We start from the raw sequence: 22,096 nt of genomic DNA on the forward strand, positions 1-22,096 counted from the left end.
AAAACGACGACAATCTCGTCTCAAAAGAACACAACGGTTGGGATTTAGATCGCAAACACGGCTGCCCCCAAGCAGAGCAGAAGAGCAGAGATGAATCGCGTCTGGGTAGACGCGTTACCCGCAAAGTGCCAACCGATGGCTACACGTCGCCGTTTGCACTGCCAATTTGATTCATTGCTAAACCACGCCGTAACTGCATCGACTCAATCTTTCGATTGGTCGCCCGCAGAACTTCAATCTCGAAGTCATGCAACGACAACTGCTGGCCCGCATCCGGAATGGCACCGGTGTGGTAAAGCACCCAACCTGCCACCGTCTCGTAATCTTCACTCTCGGGCAGATCCCAGTGGATCAGCTCGTTCAAGTCATCGATCATGACGCGGCCGTCGACCTCGATCGTGTCATCGTCGATGACTCGGATCTCGTACTCCTCTTCTTCGTCAGACTCATCAACGATCTCGCCCACGATTTCCTCGAGAGCGTCTTCGATGGTCACGACACCGGCGGTTTGCTGAAACTCGTCCACAACAATTGCCATATGCGATCGGTTGTGTAGGAACTCCCGCAACAACGATTCGACACTGCGGTCTTTTGGCACCGACCAGGGCCGCCGGCAAAGCTCCACAATCGGTTGGTCCGGCAACTGTTGAGAAACCAGGAACGGCAAAAGATCCTTCACGAACAAAATCCCAACGACGTTATCGAGGCTCGTTTCATAGACCGGATAACGCGTTCGCCCGCTCGCAATGATCCTGTTGATCACATCGATCCACTGCGTCGTCGCGTCGATCGCCTCCACATCACCGCGAGGGGTCATGATATGCCCGACGGTGTCTTCGTGCAGTTCCATCACGCCCTGGATCATTTCCCGCACGCCCGGCCCAAAGTAGCCTTCGCGCGTCCCTGCTGTCACGATTGTGCGAATTTCGTCTTCGAGCTGTTCTTCGTCCTCGTCTTCGTGTTCAACCTTCCCAGCTAAACGACGCGTCATCACTTCAAGCAGCGCTCCAGGTGCCTGCAAAGGACGCATCGCGACGGACAGCAAGAACCAAAACGGCCACGTGCGGTAAAGCAACGGCGACGAGGTAAACCGGGTCACTGCCGTTGGCACCCACAAGTGCGTCAACATCATCAGCACACACGCAATCACCGCCCAAACCACAAGCGTTTCTGCGCTCGACCCCAGCCGCGCCGCAACGACAAGCGTGCCGAAGATTAAGAACATGACCGTTCCGATCATCCGCAAGTATTCGCTTCCGCGGATTGCATCGTCCTGGTGATCCAGCACCGCGCCAAAACGTTCACGATTCTTACGAACGCGGCAATAGATTTCCAGCGACCGGCCTGCGAAACCGTCGAGCAACTCCACACCGAGACCACCGATGCTGCCTAATATGAATCCAACGATCGCCCAGGCCAAATTCGTGCCCAGCGAAAATTCGCCTAGCCAAACCGGAACACTACCCATCGACTTCGACCCCGATCAACTGCATTGCCGCTCGTTCCGCCGCTCGCATCGCCGCACGAACATCGGCCGCCGTGTCGTCAAATCCAACTAAATGCAAAGTCCCGTGCACGACATACAAAAGCAATTCATTGGCAACAGACCAATTTGGTGCATCCACTGACGTTGCCTGCTCGAACGCCGTATCCAAACTCACGATCAGTTCCCCTTCGACTTGCGGCGGCGACAACTGATAGGGAAAGCTGATCACGTCGGTAGGATAATCGTGTTGCAAGAATTGACGGTTAACTTGGTGGATCGACTCATCGCCAGCCACCCGGACACCGATTTGGCATTCGGAACAATCGCCGATCGAAGCTGCTGCGACCACAGCTTGTTGGATCGCCAAAACGGACACCCCCGCTTTCTGCAGCGATGTCTCCTGGTCTTCGTCGATCAACACTTCGACGTGGGCATGGTCTGGCAAACTTGGCAACATCACGCGGATTGTTGCCCCGGATATTTGACTCGGGCGTGGTAAATCGCCGTCAATGACTTAACCAAACTCTGGCGCACGCGATGCAATTGCGAGAACGTCAGACCACACTCATCAAATTGACCATCGCCAACTTTCTTTTGAGCAATCGCGTCGACAAGGTTGGAAATACGTGCGGGAGTCGGATCCACCAAAGTTCGCGAAGCACTCTCGACGGTATCAGCCAACATCAACACCGCGGCTTCCAACGTTTGCGGTTTCGGGCCAGGGTACCGGAAGTCCTTGTCACTAACCGCTTCACGGTTGGGGTCTTCCTCGCTGCGTTTGGCCGCTTCGCGATAGAAGTACTCCACCAACGTCGTTCCGTGGTGCTGCAAGATAAAGTCGATGATCGGGCGAGGCAAATGGTGATTGCGAGCCAAATCCGCACCGTCTTTCACGTGTGCAATGATCACCAGCGTGCTCATCGCCGGCTGCAGCGAATCGTGCTGGTTAATGCCAGCGGATTGGTTCTCGATAAAATACTCCGGCTTGAACATCTTGCCGATGTCATGGAAGTAAGCGCCCACACGAACCAACAAGCCGTTCGCACCAATCGAGTCCGCAGCAGCCTCGGCGATCGAAGCGACGTTGATTGAGTGGTTGTAAGTCCCCGGTGCACGTTGAGCCAATCGACGCAACAGCGGATGGCTCGCATCGCCAAGCTCCAGTAGCGACAAGTCGGTTTGCACACCGAAGCCTTTTTCAATCCAAGGCAACAAGCCGGTCAGGGCCAGAGAAGAAACCCAGATGCACAACCCAGCCCATCCGGCTTCCGTCAACAGTCCCATCAACACACGGTGCATGGGCAATTCCAACACCATCGGCTCGAGTCCAGACCCTGGTGCGCCGGATGACAACGTTTGACCGGTGACAATTCCGACACCCACCACAGTTAGCATCGTGATCACCGCACTGGTCGCACCCACGGTAATCAAGTGCGTGCGGCTGCGGATTCGTCCTGGCAACAAAGTACATGAGGTACACGCGGCCGCCATCACAACCAAGTTGGCCAAATCCATGCCTAGTAACAGCGTGACCGAAAGGCTGACTGCCGCCATCAGCAACAACGCCAATTCACGGCCATAGACAACGGCCGCCGTAATCGACGCTAAAACAATCGGCACTAATTCCGCTCGCCAATCATCGCGTGACGCGTAATAGCTAAGCGTGACGGTGACGACCGCCAACCCAAGCAAGCGGGCCAACTTATATACATCCAACAACAATGATCGGTCGTCGACAAACCAGATATAGGATCCGCACAACAAATACAGTGCGACGATCATTCCGGCAAACGCGGCGACGCGAGCCAACCGGTCCGACAACTCCATGTTGGCGACCAACACTTCCCATTCACTTCGCAGCAACGAAAGCTCGCGACCGCTAAGCGCCTTTCCTGAATCCGCCAGTTTGGATTGGCCAGAATAGAAGGTCATCATCACGGTCTCGACCGCATCAGCCGCTTGCTCGCGAGCGACTTGCGAGAGTTCATCGTCGTACTTCAGAGTTTCATATTCAGGCAATCGATCCCGCAACCACTTCGAGATCATCCGAGCGGCAACTTGGCCTTCTTCACCTTCGAAGCGCGTTCGAAATTGATCTTTCAGCAGTTTTTCCAGCACGCCACCGGCTTCGGCAATCCGTACTTTGGATAACTCAACCGGCACCGCTTCATCAGCTTGATCCGCCTGAAAAACGCGGATCATCCGCTGCGACCCCTGTTCAGCGGAGTGTTGCGGGGCCTGCAAGAGTCCGTTTTTATAGAGCGGAACCATCGCCAGCTCGACGACCTCTTCCAGTTCGGTCAGCTCTTTGTCTTCGTTAAAGACCCGTTTGAGCAACGTGAATCGTTCGGCAGGAGACTCGTGATCCGGAGCCGTTTCGCTACCTTCGTCAAACTCGGTCAGGGCGAGGCGTTCTTCGGTTCCCAGTTGCTCAAACGAGGACGCACCCAAGACTAAAAACAATCGGTTACGTAGCGCCGCGCGAAGTTGCTCCAGCCGCTTGGGCGTATTTCGATAGAGAGTCAGAACCTCGCGACGTTTCCGCTCACGCAAATCGTCCGTTGCGACCTTGTCAGGAACCTGAAAGGTCACGCGAGTCATCAGGTCACGTGCGGGGATCGCACCGTGCCGATACGAAAATGCGGGCTGCCACGTTTTACAAAGTGCCAACAGCGCGATGCCAGCAAAGATCGCCAGCCCAAAACGGATCGCGAGATCCCCTTTGTTGCTACGGTCCCACCAAGTCGCCCATTTCGGTTTGGGAATACCAAGCGACTCGATGCGTTCCTTACCAGCCCGCTGCGTCTTTGCATTACTCATCAAATCAATCCGATTTCGAAGAGGCATGGGACGATTCATCGGAGTCTCGATTCTCCGAAGCTTCGTACGCATTAACGATCGCTTGCACCAATCGGTGACGAACGATGTCATGCGCCGACAAGCGGATCACGCCGATCCCTTCAATATGGCCAAGCCGATACAAAGCGTCACGCAGTCCACTGCGCACGCCTCGCGGCAAGTCCAATTGGGTTGCGTCCCCACTGACGACCATTTTGCTGTGTTCACCCATCCGGGTCAGGAACATCTTCATCTGAGCGACTGTCGTGTTTTGGGCTTCGTCCAAAATGATGAACGCGTCGTTGAGCGTTCGCCCTCGCATATACGCAAGCGGGATGATCTCAATCACATCCTCTTCCATCAATCCACGAGCCTGGTCGAAATCGACCATTTCACCAAGAGCATCCATTAACGGACGCAAATACGGATTCAGCTTCGCACGCAAGTCACCAGGCAAGAAGCCCAGACTTTCCCCCGCTTCCACGGCCGGACGAACGAGCACGATCTTTTTGACTTGGCCAGCTTTGTAAGCTTCCACCGCCGTTGCGACGGCAAGGTAAGTCTTCCCACAACCGGCGGGGCCCGTCGCGAACGTCAGGTCGTACTGGCGAATGGCGTCGACGTATTTCGCCTGGCCGGGTGTCCGCGGCGTGATTTTGCGACCCGCGTTTTGGATGTTGACCGAATCCGCCTTCGGTCTAGGCGATTGCCCAGCGTCGACGGGACCGGCTTCTTCAGCGATTGCTTTTTCCACATCCGACATCGCCAAGCCGCTCTTGGAACGTGCGACCACGCGCAACCGTTCGAGCGCACGCAGCGTCGATCCTACGCTCACTTCTTCACCGGCAACGCGAATTCGCCCGTCACGATGAGTGATGTCGACACTGAAGTGCCGTCGTAGCTTTCGCACATGCTGATCGCGGGGACCAAACAGAACCAAAACTTCCTCGGGGCCCGCTGTTGAAAGCGTGGCTTCATTCATGACAGGCTTCACGGAACCTCAATATTCGATTTGTTAAGAAAGGTGCGATCGCTGATTCTATACGTTGGATGGCAAGGCACGCCAATCCTGCGAACGCGAATGGTTGAATTTTCCCAGAACCAGTCTGGCGGTCATGCCACGGCCACGAAACACAGAAAAGCTGGCAAAGATGCGAAGATCAGAGAATCCGATACATCCCACACCCCCCCCAATCCAGGCAGTAAATTTCCTGAATCTTTTGCCTGACAAGCTCGCTTTACTAATGATTGGCCTAAATCGCCTAGCATTCCCAAAATCGCCAGCGACGGCCCGAGAACCAAGGCGAGCGTCAGCGGAGGCAATTCGGTCAAATCCGACCGTACCCCCAGTGAATCATTTTCCAGCGAATCATTTTCGCCGGTGACACTGGCACTCAAGACAGTTGGGCTGCGACCGGGTTCGGCAGAAACCGAAATGCCAGCGGACTGGACGATCGCCGGAAACAAGAATGCGATACAGATTGCTGCCACACCGGTTGCCACCACCACGCCGCCAATCGCTCCTTCCCAGGTCTTTCCCGGACTAAGCCGCGGGATCAATTTTCTCTTACCGAAAGCCTTGCCTGAGAAATAAGCCCCCGCGTCGGTACTCTTGGTCGTCGCAATCATCGTCAACAACGCCGCCAGGCCCCAGTTCCCGTGCCCCAGTGATCGCATCGCGACCAACAATGCCATGGGAATTCCGACGTAGGCGAAAATCATGACACTGGCCGAAAGCCGAGACAGGACTTCGCGAGCATTCGAATCAGGGGAATAGTCCTTCATTTCAATCAAGAACACGCCAATCACGCTGGCAACGGTGGCCAGTGAAATCCAGCCCATCTGGCCGATCGGACATGTTGCGGGATAGAAGTCCAGCACGCTCGGCAACGCCAATGCAATCGAGTTCCAAATGGGAACCACACCGGGCGAAGTCGCGATGACTCCGGCTCCCAGCAGAGCAACCATTCGATGCACCGGAAATCCAGCACCTCGTAAAAGGCCACTCAATTCCCATGCGGTCCCGAGGGCAAAGAACAACAGCAACGGCAATAGATACAAACCTGCCGTGCTTTGCGAATGCGATGTCAGGCCCGCCAAACGCGATGGCGAATAACACGCATCTAAGAACAACAATCCAGCCACCACGCAGATCATCACGAAGCTGGTTCGAAGTCGATCTGCGAGCAAGGGAATCTGCCTCGTTTTGGTGGAACCGTCCATTTCAGACGGTAGCTACGTTGTTCTAATTAAGACCGACAGTCCTTACGCCAAGTCGTTTAACGCTTCCAGAGCAGCGTCGTAGTTAGGCTCTTGAGTGACTTCCGGAACGATTTCCTTGTAAGTCACTTTGCCTTCAGCGTCGAGCACGAAGACGCTGCGACTGAGAAGCTTCAGTTCTTCGATTTCAACGCCGTAATCTTCACCGAACTCGTGAGTTTGGTAATCGCTGGCCGTACGCATCTTGACGTCTTCCGCACCACAAAAACGAGCTTGTGCGAAAGGCAGGTCACGGCTGACGGTGACGGCATTGATCTTGTCGCCCATTTCGCCCAACTTTTGGTTGAACGTCTTGGTTTGAACTGCACAAGTTGGCGTGTCCAAACTAGGGACAATGCTGATGATCGAAGGCTTGCCTTTCAGGTCGGCAAGTGTGAGGGCCTTCAAACCTTCGTGAGCGTAATGCAGTTGAAAGTCAGGAGCCGCTTGGCCGACCTGCAGTCCGCTGCCAGCGAGGGTCATCGGGTTGCCTTTGAAAGTAATTACGCCGCTTTGACTCATCGTGATTTTCCCGTGCATGGATTGGAAGTTTGCGAGTCCGAACGTGGGCAGGCCTTCTTTCAGAAAGCCCGCAGCGATTGGGCAAACGCCCCAAGGGACGGCTGCATCCGAATCGAGAACGGTCTCAGATCGCCAAAGTATGCCCTTCGGAACCCGGATCGGGAAGCGGGTGGGGTAAGTCGCCGTGCACCAAGTCAGAATGACTGGACCGATGACGATTCCCTAGTTTGTGCAATCGCCGCACCCGGGTCGCCAGACTTGGATGCAACCAGCTCATCTTCCGCGACGCCGGGTGGTCCGCCGTGACGCGAACCAACGCATCGGCCATCAAATCAGCCGCCATTTCCAAAGTCATTTCCACCTCAGGTGCTTCGTCGGAGTCACCGGATCGCGAGCACGCCCGAACCGCTAGCCGACAAGCGGTTGCGTCGGCGTCCAGCTCACAAAAATGGCTGATCCCGCCAAGCACCATCACTGTGGTGGTCAAACCAAGCAATCCACCCACCACGCCGCCAACGGATTCGTCCATCGCGGCATACTCAATCAGCCATTTGCTGGCTCCGCTAGAAACGAACCATGCCGGCATCATCGCCGCCATGCGAAGTGGCACGTGCCAGCGTTTGACGTGAGCGAGTTCATGCATCAACACCATCAATCGCTGGCCGCGAGGCAATTCGTCGAGCAATCGATCGGAAATCAACAACAAGCGGCCTGGACGCACCAAGCCTGCGACCATCGCGTTGAGCATTCGGCCGCCGGTATCCCAGCGAGCCACATGCATGCCCCAAAAACGATGCGTCGACATCCCGCAGCGTCGCAGCCAGGTTTGTATTTCAGACTCAATGGCGGGTTGCAGCGGCTCCGTCTTGGCAATCAAACGCACCAGATAAGGCAACGCCAACGCCACCAAACATCCACCGAATCCGATCACCGACCACACAATCCAAGACGATTCGCTGCTGAAAATCGAAGCGGTCCCTAACCAATCCGTCTGCACGACCTCCAAAAGATCCCCCAAGCCCATAAACAGCAACGTGGGCACAATTAGCCATGCTGGCCCCGACCGCATCATCCGCGCTAACGCGGCAAAATAACTTCGAAACGTTCGCGGCTGAGTCCCGACGACGGCAGCGAAGTAATATTCAGCCGACCAGGTGGAAATCAGCAGCGTTAAACCGGGCCAAAGCAGAACACAGGCCTGCAGAAACATGCTCGATTCCAGCACCGGCTGAACTCGGATGTACGCCGCCAACGAGAAGCCGTAGTGGCACATGATCGTGATTGGCAAGGCGAACCAGCGGAAAATTTCCATCTGGGTTCGCAAATAGTCAGCCGCGTCCATGAAATGCAGCTCGCCACGAAGGACCTGACGGGCCATCCAGCGACCGGCGATGTGAATCAAAACCACCCATCCGCTAAGCATCGTGATCGTCGCCAACACGGATCGCGGCGAAATTTCGCCCGCCGCCGGGGCGGATCCGCACATCAACGAAATGATGACCAGCAAAAAGAAGTAAAGCGTCAAAACATTTCTCGGTTGCGAAGGGGGCCGGTGGCAGTGCTTAGCCGGTGCACGCGGTTGAGCTCTCATCAAAGCCGACGATCGATGACCGTGAAGGCGATTTCACTGCATTTTAAGCCGGATCCCACACAAGTGGTTCGGAAAAGGAGGCCTGCAACGATCAAAACGCCGCACCGCCCGCCATCTTCCTATTCCCCCCCATTCGACGATCGGCCAAAATCTGGACTGGCAATTCGCGATCCCCGCGTGCTAACACGGATTCTGTTCTTGCAAGACGCTTCTGTTTTGGTTTTTCGTTGTGTTTCACACCCGATACCTTTCCTGTTTTCACGCCATCGCGGTCGCCGGTTGCCTCATACTGGCAAGCAGCGGATGCGTGCGTCGACGCATGACCGTCCGGACGAATCCGCCCGGAGCCACCGTATCGGTCGACAACCAATTGATTGGCACGTCGCCCGCCGCGACCAGTTTCGTCTACTATGGCACGCGAGAAATCCGCCTGGAAAAAGACGGATACCGGACTGAAACGATTCGCCGAAAAGTCAAACCACCTTGGTACCAACTGCCAGTACTCGATTTCGTCAGCGAAACTTTGTGGCCCGGCGAAATCCGCGACGAACGTATCATCGATGTTGAACTGGTCCCCAAAGTGGTTGAGCCCACCGAAAACGTCCTCGGTCGAGCCGAAATACTCCGCAGCCAAGCCATCACGCCTTAGCCGCGACCGCCTAGACCCCACACGCGACCGCTCGCTTAACCCGGTTGTAATTAGCCCGATCGCGCTCCGACAATTCTTAATCGGATCGATCTTGCCCGCCTGCATCGGCCCCGTGTGCGTACTGATTCTGTTCGCCAGCGTTCTATCGGGCCGCGACCGTTTAGCGTTTCGCGATGTCGGCTATTTCTACACGCCGCTTTATCAACACGTCGCGAAGTTGTGCGACGAACAGGCTACCGGCTTATCCGAAGACTCAAGTGCGAGCCGAGTACGTGTTGCGGGCCGAGTACTCGGGCCCTGGGGCGAATTTCGTCGTGCAATCTGGAACCCGCTCGATCTAACCGGGATGCCGCTAGCCGGTGAAACCACCACCGCTGTCTTCTACCCGCTGCGGATGCTGGTCTATCGACTCAGATTATCCGCCGAGATGGCGATCGGCGTTTACGTCGTCCTGCACCTGGTGATCGCCTCGCTGACAGCCTACTGGCTTGCGCGAACTTACCGCTGCCGTCCGTGGGCCGCCGCCGTCGCTGGAATCGTTTACCCGCTTTCCGGCACCGTGCTGTTCCTGGCAACTAATCCACCGTTCCTGGTCAGTGCCGCTTGGCTGCCGCTCACCCTTGGCCCACTACTGAATCCAAGAAGAACAATCAATCGCACGAAGCGACGCGTCCGCAACATACGCAGCGTGTTACTGCCTGCAATCGCGATGGCGATGATGGTGCTTGGTGGCGATCCGCCCACCGTCCTGCACGTTGCGTTCGCCGTATCACTTGCGAGTATCGTCCGAGGCGCACTGGTCAAACCGTCACTGAAACAGTGGCGATCATCGTCGCTGGTCAAGCTCACACTGGCGTGCCTCATAGCAGCGTTGCTGTCCGCCCCACAGCTCGCCGCGTCGATTGACTGGTCTCGTCAGAGCGATCGTGTCCCCAGCCAAAGCCCCAAATCCAGCGATCTGGCCCCTGCTCAAGCAAAATCCGCTGCCAAATCAAGCCAGGCCCAATCAGAACGAGCGATGGCGTTCTCATTTGCACCATGGCGGATCGCGGAGTGGGCGTTGCCGAATTTCTATGGAACGCCTTGGCCCATTCACCATCGCTGGGACCGCATCACGCTCGACTCAGGAATCAAACGCCCCGAGACAGCGCTGTGGACTCCGACCGTGTACCAAGGTGGCATCTTGTGGGTAACGCTGATCTTTCTGCTTGCACGCACGGGTTGCCAGAAGCTGCACCCATCTTCCTGGCATCATCGTTGGAAACATCAAATCCCATGGGTCGTGATCGGCATGGTTGGCTTGATCGCTTCACTGGGAGCCTACGGTGGTCTCTACGGATTGATGCTGGAAACCGTTCCGGGATACGGGTCGCTGCGTTATCCATCGAAATGGCTCCCCTTCGTTGCCATCACGCTGGCTCTCTGGTCCGCGCAGGCGGTTGATCTGACAGTTCGCCATCAAGCCCGAGATGTTGCAAACAGCCTGGTGACGAGATGGCGACCATCCCGATTGGCCACCGTCTTCATCGCCAGCAGCGCGTTAACAGCGATCTTTGCATGGGCGGTCGCAGCCGCCATTCCAGAATCACCTGATAGCGGCGATCGTCTTTGGGGGCCCTTTCAAAAGTCGCTGGCCCAACAAGGTGCTGTGACCGCGATCGCTCACGCCTTCCTATTCGCCGCGGGACTGATCGGTTTGCTGAGGTTCGGTCGCCGGTTGGCTTTCGGACACCACACCGAACCGTCGACAACCACGCGACCGCCCGCAGTGTTGGCCCTGGTCGTACTGTGGGTGGCGTGCGATATGCTGGTTGCCCATCACGATCTCGTACCGCGAATCAACCGAGCCCGCGAAACCGCGTTGCTGCCACCACCGCCGAAATTGGCGTCGAGCTTGCGATGGATAAACACGTTGCCGCACGGTGGCGTCCCGAAAACTTGGCGACAAACGTCCGACGCTGACCGCATGTTGCAGGTCGAAACTCAATGGCGGGCGGCCTGGTTAGGTCGCTGGCACCTGGAACACAACCAGGCCAAGTTCAATAGCCTCGTGTCAATTCGCCCAGCAGCGATCGCTCGATTTTGGCAGCGTTCCAAACATGAGGTCGATACAGCACCTGATCGATCTAGCGAACTTTGGCAGGGCTATCGCAAAGAACTGGGCATCGGCGGGCAGATCCGACAAACCGGCCGACAGGTAACCTTCGAGCTCGCCGAATCGGATCCGATCGCCGCATCCGATCTCGGACGCATCCGGGCCGACCAAACCCAGAAGATTTACCCCGCGACGACAACCAAACTTGAGCGACCGGTCTACCAAGACGGACATTGGCGTGCCTATCAAATAAAACCTCGCGAAATTTCGCCCGGATCCCGTTCACCGTTGAACTCGAAGTCGCAAGCGGGCTCGGATCCACAATCGAGGACCAAATTGACCACTGACACGCCGTCTGCATCTTCAGCTACCGTCGAGATTCCTGTCCGCGCAAGCGAAATTGCGTCGCAGTCCATCACCGTCACCGCTGGGCAATGGGAAATTCGCTGGCTTTATCGGCCTTGGTGGCACGCCCCGACATTGGCTATCGCGTGGATCTCCTGGGTGTTGGTGGCGCTCGCGTGGATATTCTCCAGCGGCTTGCATGGCCTGGCGTCAGGACCTCCGACCCGACGGACCCTGCCAGTTACAGCGATCAAAACAAGTTAAATCGAGGAAGTGCCCACGATCTGGGTGGGCTTTGCCTTTTCAAATTTTGCCTGAGCGGCAAGAATGCCCGTTTGGCTGAACCGGTTTGGCTCGACCGGTCTCGTTGCGAACTGCGATGACGACCGCCCAGGGTGATCCTTTTCGATGCCCTTTGTTGACGTCCGATCTGGGCGACGACGCTAGGTGCCCGCTCGGTTTGACGCCTCCCTTCCCCGCATTTTTCCCGATCGGCCAGCAATTTCGTGGATCGTCGCTTTTCTTCTTTCGTTCTCGCATCGACCGCTTTCTTTCTGATTTACATGTCGTTGCGGGTCATGTTTGTCCCGCCAGAGCCAATCGTTAATCCGAACGATGTGGCCTCCGACAACGCATCGGAAATCGATCCGGCTGCGGAAATCGTGACCGCCAACGCAGACCCAACCACGGATTCGGACGACGACAGCGATTCGGAAGACGCCGAAAAGATCGAGCGTCCGGACCAACCTGAATGGCGAACTCTCGGTTCGATGGACCCGGAATCGGGTCACTACATGCTGGTCACACTTAACAGTCGTGGTGCGGGCATCGAGCGAATTGAACTGACACAACGCAAATCGAACGGACGCCTGAAATATCGCCGCGTTGACGTGCGAAGCGGCTACCTGGGTTACTTCGCGGCCGATCCGCGTTCGACCGCGGTTGGAACCGTCGTCAATATTGTCGGTCCTGGCACGCCCGCTGCCTTGGCGACCTGCAGCACCGACGGAGTCGCCCCGGGCCTAAAACCTGGCGACGTGATCATTTCGCTCAACGGCGATGCGGTCAGCAACTCGGTCTCGCTAAGTGAATTGCTAATCGAAACCAAACCGGGTGACGAAATCACTCTGGAAGTCCTTCGCAAAGAAAACGCCGAAGCGGAAAAAGCGAAACCGCTGACCTTCACGGCGAAGTTGACCGAACACCCGCTAGACCTGGTGCGTTTGGCCGAGACCGCTGGCGAAGACGAAATCCCAGGCAACCTGTCACGGCTTTCCTCGTTATTAACGGTGGGTAAAGTCGGGCGACGGGAAATCGCGCCAGGTGCCCACTCGATCGATTCGCTGCAAGACCCCAGCGAATTGATCTGGGACGTGTCGACTGGAAATTCAGCAAACAGTGACGAAGGCGTCGATTCGGTCAGCTTCGAAGTTCGATTGAGCGAAGCGGAAATGAAAGCCGCCGGTGGTCATGCACTGGGGCTGCAACGATCTTATTCGCTTAGCCCAGGCAGCTATATGCTGGACCTGGACATTCAAATCGACAACCGATCCGAAGAAGCACAAGATCTTGCTTACCGCCTGGAAGGCATCAACGGCGTCACGCTCGAAGGCTGGTGGTACAGCAACAAGATCAGCCCGAACTGGGGTGGCTCGGCTGCCCGCGACTTAGTTTACAAGACGGCCGCCGAAGGCCACGAACTGCTATCAGGTTACGGGCTCCTCAAGCGAGCTCGCAACGATGCCGTCCCCAACGACCAAAACCTGTTCGCTCCAGATTCGCCCAAACCGAATCGCGATCTGAATTACATCGGCATCGACGCTCAATACTTTACCGTCGCCTATTTGCCGCCCGAAGAGAAGACTTCGCTGACCACGTTCCGTCGAGCGATCGCGTCGTTGGCGGTGAACCCCGAAGAGATTCCAAAGAATCAAGAACGAGCGGTCAACACGACCTTCTATCTCGACAGCGTCGCTGCGGAAGTCGCACCTGGATCAAGCCTGAAACAGCAACTGCGGTTGTTCGCCGGTCCGAAACAGCCTGAGTTGATGGAAAGCAACGGTCTGGGCGATTGCGTTTATTACGGCTGGTTCTGGTGGGTCGCCAAACCACTGGGCTATCTGCTGCACATGTTCTCGATGGTCGGCAACTATGCACTGGCGATCGTGCTGCTAACCGTTTGCGTCCGAGGAGCCATGTTCCCGCTCTCTCGCAAGGCGGCCGTCAACGCTCAACGGATGCAAGAGCTGGCTCCTGAACTGAAAAAGATCACCGAAAAGCACAAGGACGACATGGAAGCCCGCGTTCGAGCTCAACGAGAGCTGCAGCAGCGGGTCGGCTTCAATCCCATGTCAGGATGTTTGCCGATGTTCGTTCAGTTGCCCATCTTCGTTGGCCTGTACCGCACCTTGTCCGTCGACATCGAGCTGCGACAAGCGGCTTTCGCTTCCTGGACGAACTGGGCGTCCAACCTGGCTGCTCCCGACATGATGATGTACTGGGGCGACTGGATGTGGGATTACATGTCCGCCCGCGGTATCGGCTGGTTGGGACCGTATTTCAATATCCTGCCTGTTGTGGTGACGTTGCTGTTCTTGGCTCAACAAAAATTGTTCATGCCACCGGCCACCGACGAACAAACCGCGATGACTCAAAAGATGATGTCATACATGACACTCATCATGGCTTTGCTGTTCTTCCGCGTGCCGGCGGGACTTTGCATCTACTTCATCACCAGTAGCTTGTGGGGCATCGGCGAACGCATCCTGGTGAAGCGGACTTTGCCGAAAACACCACACTTCGACCAAACGGTTCTGGAGGGTGCGGTGAACCACCGTGGCGGCGATTCTGGTGGCGATCTTGCCGTGACTCCTAAGAAACCCGCCGGTCCAACCGGTGGCGGAAACAGTTGGGCGGATCGTTTACGCCAGAAGATGAATCCGGAAGAACCCGCCGCTCCGTTGCCACGCGACCGCAAGCGTCCACCGGCCGGAAAATCCGGCGGCAAGAAGAAACGCAACTAGTTTTTCGCCTCCATCGCCTCCATCGCCTCCATCCAACGAGCCCTGGTTTAGGGCTCCGAATCGCTCGCCCGTTGCGAATTGCCGCCGAGCGTTTATCCTTCTCGCTTTCACTGTTCGGACTGTCACCTCGATGGCGGTCCCGACGATTGCATCCGCCTCCACCTTCCCCCGCCATTCCACGTGCTTCGCTCTCACACCTGCGGTCAACTCCGCAAATCCGACGTCGGTTCGCCTGTCACACTCTGCGGTTGGGTTGAAAACAAACGCGACCACGGCGGGGCTGTTTTCATTGACCTTCGCGATCGTTACGGCCTAACCCAAGTCGTTGTCGGACCGCCCGAGGCAAGCGAAGCGATGATCGATTCCGCTGGCCACGTGCCCGCCGAAAGCGTCGTCTTGATTCGCGGTGTCGTCGCCGACCGACTTGAAGGCAAGGTCAACTCAAAGTTGGCGACCGGCGAAATCGAAGTTCGCAGCGAACACTTCGAAATCCTGTCCGTTTCTCAAACGCCACCTTTCACGCCCGGTCAAAACGACCTGCCCGGCGAAGATTTGCGTTTGAAGTACCGCTATCTCGACCTGCGTCGCAAAGAGATGCAGCAGGCTCTGATCCGCCGCAGTGAGATCATCAAGTGCATGCGAGATTACTTCGCCGAGCACGATTTCATCGACGTCGAAACACCGATTTTGGGACGCAGCACACCGGAGGGAGCTCGCGATTACCTAGTGCCGAGCCGCGTGCACCCTGGAAACTTCTACGCGTTGCCGCAATCGCCACAGCTCTACAAGCAAATCTTGATGGTTGCCGGCTTTGACCGCTACGTCCAAGTCGCCAAGTGCTTCCGCGACGAAGACCTGCGTGCTGACCGCCAGCCCGAGTTCACTCAGCTCGACCTGGAAATGTCGTTCGTCGACGCGGACGACATCATCGGCTTGATTGATGGCTTGGTCGCCAAGACCGCCAAGCAAGTTCTCGGCAAGGACATCACTTTGCCGTTGCCACGGATGACCTACGAAGAAGCCATGCGACGGTTCGGCAGCGATGCTCCCGATTTGCGTTTCGGCCTGGAAATCGTAGACGTTACCCCCGTTGCGGCCAAAACCGACTTCCGCGTCTTCCGCGGGACCGCCGATGCGGGCAACTTCGTCCGCGGCATTCGAGTTCCCGGCGCCGCCACTCAATACTCACGCCGTCAAATCGACGAACTGACCTCCTACGTTCAACAAGACTTCGGCGCCAAGGGCTTGGCGTGGTTCCGTGTCGAAGACGACAAGACTTTGTGGAGCCCGATCGCGAAGAACTTCGAAGCTGAACACCTCGAAGAAATTCGCGTGCTGCTCGGCGGCGAACCCGGCGACCTGCTGATGTTCCTGGCCGACACTTGGGAAGTGACCTGCAAGGGACTCTCGGGACTTCGCAAACGACTTGCGGTCGAAATGAAACTCTTCCAACCTGGCGAGCTGAACTGCAGCTGGGTGACCGAGTTCCCAATGTTCGAAAAGGACGAGGAAAACGGGCGGTATGTTGCCATGCACCACCCGTTCACCGCACCACTCGCCGAAGACCTACCGCACCTGAAAGAATCGCCTGAAAAGTGCCGTGCCCAAGCCTATGACTTGGTCATCAACGGCAGCGAAGCGGGTGGCGGTACGATCCGAATCCACGACAGCGAAATTCAATCGCAAGTGTTTGAATTGCTGGGCATGGATGAAGCAACGGCCCAAGATCGGTTTGGGTTCCTTCTGGACGCACTACGATTCGGCGCACCACCACACGGCGGAATCGCACTTGGTGTGGACCGCTGGGTGATGCTCTTCGCCGGTCTAGAAAACATCCGCGAAGTGATCGCGTTCCCGAAGACGCAAAAGGCTGCCGACTTGATGACCCAGGCTCCTGGCGAAGTCGACGCCGATCAGCTCAACGAGCTGCAATTGCGAACCGTCTCGGTCAAGACTTAATAGAAAAGTCGACTCCCAAGCGTCACCAATCCAGCTTGCTGTTGGATTGGTGAACGCGTTGTTAACGAACTTGGTCTATCGCGGACCAACATGCACGAACTCGGTTGAGTTCAAATGTCTGCACTCGTCTTTCGGTGTGTGGTCCTGCTCCACGATATCCAATGACACCATGTGTGCCGTTGGCTTTGTCAGATGGTGATTGCACTAATGCTTCATCTACATTTCATTTTGGGGTTGATCGTAGTGGATGAGGCGACGAATCCTATCCACTCACCGACCAGACGGGCTCGTCGCCTCGCCCACTACCCCCAACTTGAATCTGGATGAAGCACTAGCTGACGGCTACGCCAATCTGAGCTCGGGCCTGATCTGGTCCTTGAGCAATCACTTGGCCTTCTTCGCCGCCGCGTCCGCTTCCTTTTGCCTTTCAGCAGCATCTGCAGCGCCGGAAGCGATCTTTGAGAACGACTCTTCTTGCAGAGCCTTGAACTCGGCAATCGCATCTGCATCCCCAGGCCCAACGACGGTGGTGGGGGTCGATGAATCTTCACATCCACAAAGCCCGACCATCAAGATTGCCAAGCAAGCAAAACGCTTCATTCTGATATCCCTGTAAATCAAGTACAAATAAACAGACGACTGGCCAGCCAGCTCTCCGCCGCTGGCCAGTCGCCATAAAACTGGAACATTGCGAAATACGCTGAGCCGTTCCCGGCCCAACGCATATCATTTCTTCGCGTACTGGACGCTTAGAATTCTTCGTCGATCGTTTCCTTGTAGGCTCGCGATCCCAAAGCACCCCACAAACCATAGGGGCTCTTTGCTCCGGCCATACCGTTGTCTTGACCGGCTGGACGGGCGGTAGAGTCTCCCGCTTCGATCGAATCGGTAACGAACTTGACCGCACCGTCGCCCATCAGGACATGGCAACCGCCTTGGTGACGACTCGACATCGTGGCGATCATGTTCGACCATGCACCGTCGACGTCACAAATTTCGCGGTTCGGTGGCAAGATCGTCATCACTTGGCTGTAGTTCGGACTGAAGTCCGCCCAGCGATAACCACGACCTTCGTCCGCACCGGCACCAGCGGATGCGGCCCAAAATTGCGGGCGTTCGTTACTAACGTATTGCTGACATTGCGTTGGACTTTGACGGATGTCCCACCAACCGCCCTTTCGTGCGATTGTTCGTTTGTCTTGGTCGCCCAAGTCAGTTGCGATTTCGCCTGCACAAATCGTGTTGGAAAGTCCGTCTAAGATGTCGCGGAATCGGCTCTCGCGACGTGGCTGGAACATACCGCGGAAACAAGCTCGCATGTACTTGGCAGTCACATCACTGTTGCTGTCAGTACGATCGTTGTTGATGTAACCCTGGTGACTGAATCGTGGATTGTCGCCGGTGCATGCTGCGTAGTTGGTACGTCCCAACGAAGGCAGCCCCACGCCGGGGTCACTTGGGCAGCGAAGAGTCGGAATGTTGGTCGCCCACGGGCCGTAATCGATATTGCCTGGCCAAGGTCCCATCGCGGGCCAAGGGTTCAGAGGAATTGTGCTACGAACGGTTCCATCGGAATTATGACCGTTAGGATTGGAAATTTGCTCCCAAAGAGCTTGACCTTCGATGAACGGAATCACGCCCACAAGCATGCTGAGCGATCGACCGTTGGAAAGCTCCGACTTGTCCCAAAGATTAACCAAGCTGTTGTCGCGGGTACCCGCCCCATGAATGGGCAACTGCTTGTACGCCGAGTGATAGTTATGAATCCCTAGGCCAATTTGCTTAAAATTATTGCTACAACTCATACGCCGCGCTGCTTCGCGGGCCGCCTGCACCGCCGGCAACAGCAACCCGACCAACACGCCGATGATTGCAATTACCACCAATAGCTCGACAAGCGTGAACCCCCGCCGGATGCCATTTTCACTTTTCATTCGAAACGCTTTCTTAAATTAGGTTTGAGAACACAAAAAACGCTGCGGCGGGCCAACCCGCCATCACTTTGCGTTATGGGGTATCTCCACAACCCAGCGGGACGTTTCGAAAAATCTTTCGATTCTTTTTTAATCGATCGAAACCTCAGGGCAATTGACGGAGAATTACTACACGAGACCTACCCAAAGTGACTGTCGCCGGAGATACACATTTGTTACCGCCAGACCCTACGAACGACCAATTCGTCAACGCGTTGACCTGCGCCCAGGGTTCGCTACGGGGGTACATTTTGTCGTCCATGGCGAACCATTCGGACAGTCTCGACGTGCTTCAGCGGACGAACCTGGCGATCTGGCGAAAACGAAGCACCTATGACCTGGGGCGAGATTTTCTGCCTTGGGCAATCGGGATCGCTCGCCTAGAAATCCTCTCGTTCGTACGCGACCGGGCACGAGAGAAGGTCGTTTTTCATTCCGACGTGGCCGAGATGATGACGGCGGTCAAGTCACCGTCCCAAGACGCCTGGGCAACTCGACAAGGCTTGCTCAACGAATGTCTGCAGGGACTGCAGAACGACGACCTTGCACTTTGCAAGATGCGATACAGTCAGAATTTCTCGTTGGACCAAGTCGCGAACGCTTCAGGCCGCACGGTCGCGGCAACCAAAAGCAAATTGTCTCGCTTACGGCATGCACTGCGTATGTGTGTCGAACAGAAACTGCTCTCCCAAGAGGCACTCGGTCAATGAACTCGATTCTTATCTCCGATGCATCCAATCGAACGAACGCTGCAAGGATAACCTCATGAACGAGCCTGCCCCTGAATCGTCCTCGATTGCTCGTGTTACTGAATTGCTCGACGCCGCGATGAGTGAAAGCGCGTCGGCTGATGAAATTGCTGAACTAAACGATTTGCTGCGAAACGATGAATCGTGCCGCGACCACGCGTCGGATTACTTGCACTTCGACGCCATGCTGGCTGACGAACTGGCGGTCCATGACATCGCCAGTAAGTTTCTAGATCACGAAGATTCGATCGACGAACAATACCGAATCGCCGAAGCGAGCCAGCTTCCTGATTTCACGACACTGAATCTTCCTACCCCCGCGACGAAAAACTCCGCGTCGCCCAGTACTTCCGCGACATCCAGTACGTCCGCTTCGCACACAACGCCATCCAAAACAGTCTCCCATCGCGAGCGATCACGCCGGGGCTGGCGATTTGCCGCGGTCGTTTTGGCGGCTAGCCTGCTTGCGATTCTAACACTACGAAATCCGTCTGAAACGAAGCCCACTCCAACGAACCCAGCGGTCCCACAAACTGCTCGAGCGAACACAACCTCCAAACCAAGCACGCGACTCGAATCACTGAAGCCGCAAACTTATGTCGCTGCCGTGACGTTTGAACAAAACGCGACCTGGTCTCCGCCGCATCAGTTGGGTGATCCGATTGCCGAGGGACCATTGTCCTTGCGGACCGGGATCGGCCGGATCTTCATGACGGCGGGCGTCGAATTGATTTTGGATGCACGCAGCACCCCGGTCGACATTCATTTCGATGACGACGGTGCCGTGACAGTTCACGGCGGCACCATCCTTACCGACGTTCAAGAGTCGGCCATCGGATTTACCTTGCGCACCCCATCGACAAGCGTGGTCGACATTGGCACCCAATTTGGGGTGACGGTCGGCAAGGACGGCAGCAGCGATGTGAAGGTCATTAGCGGTGCGGTTTCGTGCTCGCCCAAAGAACGTGACACGGACATTGAATTCAAACCCAACTTGCTTTCCGAAGGTGAGCACAGCATCTTCGCCAGCAATCCTCTGGCGAGCTCAACGAATAGCCGCGGTGTTGCGAACAACCTGTCGAAGAACGATTACGAGGACCTGCGGTCGCTGGTCTCGAGATCCCCCAAGTCCAACCAAAGCGACGCGTTGATCGCCTACGAAGGGTTTGATTACCCGGTGGGTTTGATCCCTGACCAGACGGCAGGGCTGGGATGGAGCTCGAATTGGTACAGCCACACTCGGCCAAAGCAAGCCGCTAAAGGCGTGGTTCGCCAGGGCGTGTACCTGGATCGGCCTTTCTGGCTGTCGAGTGATCATTCATCGGATACCTACATGGTGTCTTCGATCGGAGAAAGCGCGGTTCGCTTGCTAGCTCAACCGATGTCCTTCAATGAAGATCACGATTACTTCGTCAGCCTACTGATTCGAAGACGAATCATTGACGACGGTATATCTTCCGGATGCGGAATCTCGTTCTATTCATCCAACGAGAAAAAAGAAGTTTGCGGCGTGTCGCTTGACTACCTTCAACACCTCGCTGTCTTTACGGGTGAGGATCGTTACACCGGTGCGGGCACAACCGAACCCAACAAAACGTACATGGTCGTCATCAAGATACAGTGCCGCGCAAATGAGCCCGACAACCTGCTCGCGATGATACTCGATCAGCAAAGCCCCGCTCAGGTGATCGAGCCTCAACAAGACTGGCAATGCGTTGGCCTTCCCTTCACGTCGGACGGCAGTCTGGACGAACTACGCTTGTGGTGCGGAACAACCACGATCGCCGCATTCGACGAACTAAGAATCGGCACGACCTGGAACGCCGTCGTCCCAGCCCGTTAGGCATCACGCCGGGCCGGATACAAAACAAGCTCGCGAACAAGATGCCCGCAAGCTTGTAATTCTTTCAATACGACGAAACGGCTACGGCCTCTGACGTCAGTCAGCCGCTGCAGTCACGACAAATCGACAACTACTTAGAAGCCAATAGTTTTTCGATTTCAGCGGTCAATTCGTCAGACATCGGTGCGGTCTTGGATGGGTGACGGCTTACCAATTCGCCATCCCGCCCGATCAAGAACTTTTCAAAGTTCCATTTGATCGGTCCCGCTGAAACGTCATCGCTCTTCTGGCTAGTTAGATGCTTGTACAGATCACACGCATCGCTTCCGTTGACTTCCACCTTGCTCATCATCGGGAAAGTGACTCCGAACTTTGACGAGCAGAATTCTTTAACGTCAGCGTTGGTGCCCGGCTCTTGCTTGCCAAATTGGTTGCAAGGGAAACCAATCACAACCAAGCCTTGATCCTTGTACTTTTCGTAAAGCGATTGCAAACCAGCATATTGTTTGGTGTAACCACACTTACTGGCGACGTTGACGATCAAGACAACCTTGCCTTCATAGTCGTGCAAATCAACGGACTCGCCGTCGATGTTTTCAGCTTTAAAATCCAACGAGCACTCGTGGGTGGCGGAATTCGCCGCATCAGCCGGAACAGTCATCGCAAATCCCAGGAAGAGGGTAAGTAGGGTCAGTCGAATCATTTTTGCTTTCCGTTGGGTGGGGAATGGGAGGGAAGACGAGAACCGAAATAGTCCTGACGCC

16 protein-coding genes are annotated in these 22,096 nt (G+C 56.0%); 6 read left to right on the plus strand and 10 right to left on the minus strand.

What is annotated here, in order from left to right:
- Positions 1-139: 139 nt before the first annotated feature.
- The 7 genes from ACR3ZL_RS17665 to ACR3ZL_RS17695 all read right to left on the minus strand — a co-directional run bounded on the left by ACR3ZL_RS17665 (position 140) and on the right by ACR3ZL_RS17695 (position 8,630).
- Entirely contained in the window at positions 140-1,468 is a 1,329-nt protein-coding gene (locus ACR3ZL_RS17665; protein ID WP_473651797.1) for a hemolysin family protein, read from the minus strand.
- Positions 1,461-1,943 (minus strand): rRNA maturation RNase YbeY, encoded by a 483-nt coding sequence (gene ybeY, locus ACR3ZL_RS17670; protein WP_473651796.1) that lies wholly within the window; start codon positions 1,941-1,943, stop codon positions 1,461-1,463. Before ybeY ends, ACR3ZL_RS17665 begins: the two co-directional genes overlap by 8 nt.
- Entirely contained in the window at positions 1,943-4,306 is a 2,364-nt protein-coding gene (locus ACR3ZL_RS17675) for an HD family phosphohydrolase (protein WP_486172831.1), read from the minus strand. The genes ybeY and ACR3ZL_RS17675 overlap by 1 nt, the downstream gene beginning before the upstream one ends.
- Positions 4,307-4,310: 4 nt before the next feature.
- Complete coding sequence (locus ACR3ZL_RS17680; RefSeq protein ID WP_473651792.1) at positions 4,311-5,306, minus strand: PhoH family protein; 996 nt, start codon at positions 5,304-5,306, stop codon at positions 4,311-4,313.
- Positions 5,307-5,437: 131 nt separating this feature from the next.
- Positions 5,438-6,514 carry a phosphatidate cytidylyltransferase gene (locus ACR3ZL_RS17685; RefSeq protein WP_473651791.1) on the minus strand — a complete coding sequence of 359 codons (1,077 nt, stop codon included), beginning with the start codon at positions 6,512-6,514 and terminating at the stop codon, positions 5,438-5,440.
- Positions 6,515-6,589: 75 nt separating this feature from the next.
- Entirely contained in the window at positions 6,590-7,105 is a 516-nt protein-coding gene (gene tpx, locus ACR3ZL_RS17690) for a thiol peroxidase (RefSeq protein WP_473651790.1), read from the minus strand.
- Positions 7,106-7,229: 124 nt separating this feature from the next.
- Positions 7,230-8,630, minus strand: coding sequence for a M48 family metalloprotease (locus ACR3ZL_RS17695; RefSeq protein WP_486172832.1), 1,401 nt, complete (start codon positions 8,628-8,630; stop codon positions 7,230-7,232).
- Positions 8,631-8,925: 295 nt separating this feature from the next.
- Between ACR3ZL_RS17695 and ACR3ZL_RS17700 the strand changes: the two genes are divergently transcribed.
- From ACR3ZL_RS17700 to aspS, 4 genes are all read left to right on the plus strand, one after another.
- Positions 8,926-9,345 (plus strand): PEGA domain-containing protein, encoded by a 420-nt coding sequence (locus ACR3ZL_RS17700; protein WP_473651787.1) that lies wholly within the window; start codon positions 8,926-8,928, stop codon positions 9,343-9,345.
- Positions 9,346-9,436: 91 nt separating this feature from the next.
- Positions 9,437-12,049, plus strand: coding sequence for a hypothetical protein (locus ACR3ZL_RS17705; protein ID WP_486172833.1), 2,613 nt, complete (start codon positions 9,437-9,439; stop codon positions 12,047-12,049).
- Between the two features lie 242 nt (positions 12,050-12,291).
- Positions 12,292-14,808, plus strand: a complete 2,517-nt coding sequence (locus ACR3ZL_RS17710; RefSeq protein ID WP_486172834.1) for a YidC/Oxa1 family insertase periplasmic-domain containing protein — start codon at positions 12,292-12,294, stop codon at positions 14,806-14,808.
- Positions 14,809-14,988: 180 nt separating this feature from the next.
- The gene (gene aspS / locus ACR3ZL_RS17715; protein ID WP_473651783.1) at positions 14,989-16,767 is read left to right on the plus strand and encodes an aspartate--tRNA ligase; all 1,779 of its coding nucleotides are present in this window, start codon (positions 14,989-14,991) and stop codon (positions 16,765-16,767) included.
- A 384-nt stretch (positions 16,768-17,151) separates the two neighbouring features.
- Here the strand turns inward: aspS and ACR3ZL_RS17720 are convergent, their stop codons facing one another.
- Positions 17,152-17,367 (minus strand): hypothetical protein, encoded by a 216-nt coding sequence (locus ACR3ZL_RS17720; RefSeq protein ID WP_473651782.1) that lies wholly within the window; start codon positions 17,365-17,367, stop codon positions 17,152-17,154.
- A 149-nt stretch (positions 17,368-17,516) separates the two neighbouring features.
- Complete coding sequence (locus tag ACR3ZL_RS17725) at positions 17,517-18,701, minus strand: DUF1559 family PulG-like putative transporter (RefSeq protein ID WP_473651781.1); 1,185 nt, start codon at positions 18,699-18,701, stop codon at positions 17,517-17,519.
- 188 nt (positions 18,702-18,889) lie between these two features.
- Between ACR3ZL_RS17725 and ACR3ZL_RS17730 the strand changes: the two genes are divergently transcribed.
- Together ACR3ZL_RS17730 and ACR3ZL_RS17735 are read left to right on the plus strand one after the other, a co-directional pair.
- Positions 18,890-19,450: a sigma-70 family RNA polymerase sigma factor gene (locus ACR3ZL_RS17730; protein ID WP_473651780.1), complete on the plus strand. Its 561-nt coding sequence runs from the start codon at positions 18,890-18,892 to the stop codon at positions 19,448-19,450.
- A gap of 55 nt (positions 19,451-19,505) precedes the next feature.
- Positions 19,506-21,332 (plus strand): FecR family protein, encoded by a 1,827-nt coding sequence (locus ACR3ZL_RS17735; protein ID WP_486172835.1) that lies wholly within the window; start codon positions 19,506-19,508, stop codon positions 21,330-21,332.
- Between the two features lie 130 nt (positions 21,333-21,462).
- On the opposite strand, the gene ACR3ZL_RS17740 is transcribed toward ACR3ZL_RS17735, so the two are convergent.
- Positions 21,463-22,035 (minus strand): glutathione peroxidase, encoded by a 573-nt coding sequence (locus tag ACR3ZL_RS17740; RefSeq protein ID WP_473651777.1) that lies wholly within the window; start codon positions 22,033-22,035, stop codon positions 21,463-21,465.
- Between the last annotated feature and the right edge of the window lie 61 nt (positions 22,036-22,096).

Source organism: Rhodopirellula sp. J20-39 (assembly GCF_057365095.1).

What these genes read in the sequence shown, in the direction of transcription:
- ybeY (WP_473651796.1), bottom strand. Translation starts at nt 1,943, where the DNA reads ATGTTGCCAAGTTTGCCAGACCATGCCCACGTCGAAGTGTTGATCGAC.
- ACR3ZL_RS17675 (WP_486172831.1), bottom strand. Translation starts at nt 4,306, where the DNA reads ATGAGTAATGCAAAGACGCAGCGGGCTGGTAAGGAACGCATCGAGTCG.
- ACR3ZL_RS17735 (WP_486172835.1), top strand. Translation starts at nt 19,506, where the DNA reads ATGAACGAGCCTGCCCCTGAATCGTCCTCGATTGCTCGTGTTACTGAA.
- ACR3ZL_RS17740 (WP_473651777.1), bottom strand. Translation starts at nt 22,035, where the DNA reads ATGATTCGACTGACCCTACTTACCCTCTTCCTGGGATTTGCGATGACT.
- ACR3ZL_RS17720 (WP_473651782.1), bottom strand. Translation starts at nt 17,367, where the DNA reads ATGAAGCGTTTTGCTTGCTTGGCAATCTTGATGGTCGGGCTTTGTGGA.
- ACR3ZL_RS17725 (WP_473651781.1), bottom strand. Translation starts at nt 18,701, where the DNA reads ATGAAAAGTGAAAATGGCATCCGGCGGGGGTTCACGCTTGTCGAGCTA.
- ACR3ZL_RS17680 (WP_473651792.1), bottom strand. Translation starts at nt 5,306, where the DNA reads ATGAATGAAGCCACGCTTTCAACAGCGGGCCCCGAGGAAGTTTTGGTT.
- tpx (WP_473651790.1), bottom strand. Translation starts at nt 7,105, where the DNA reads ATGAGTCAAAGCGGCGTAATTACTTTCAAAGGCAACCCGATGACCCTC.
- ACR3ZL_RS17665 (WP_473651797.1), bottom strand. Translation starts at nt 1,468, where the DNA reads ATGGGTAGTGTTCCGGTTTGGCTAGGCGAATTTTCGCTGGGCACGAAT.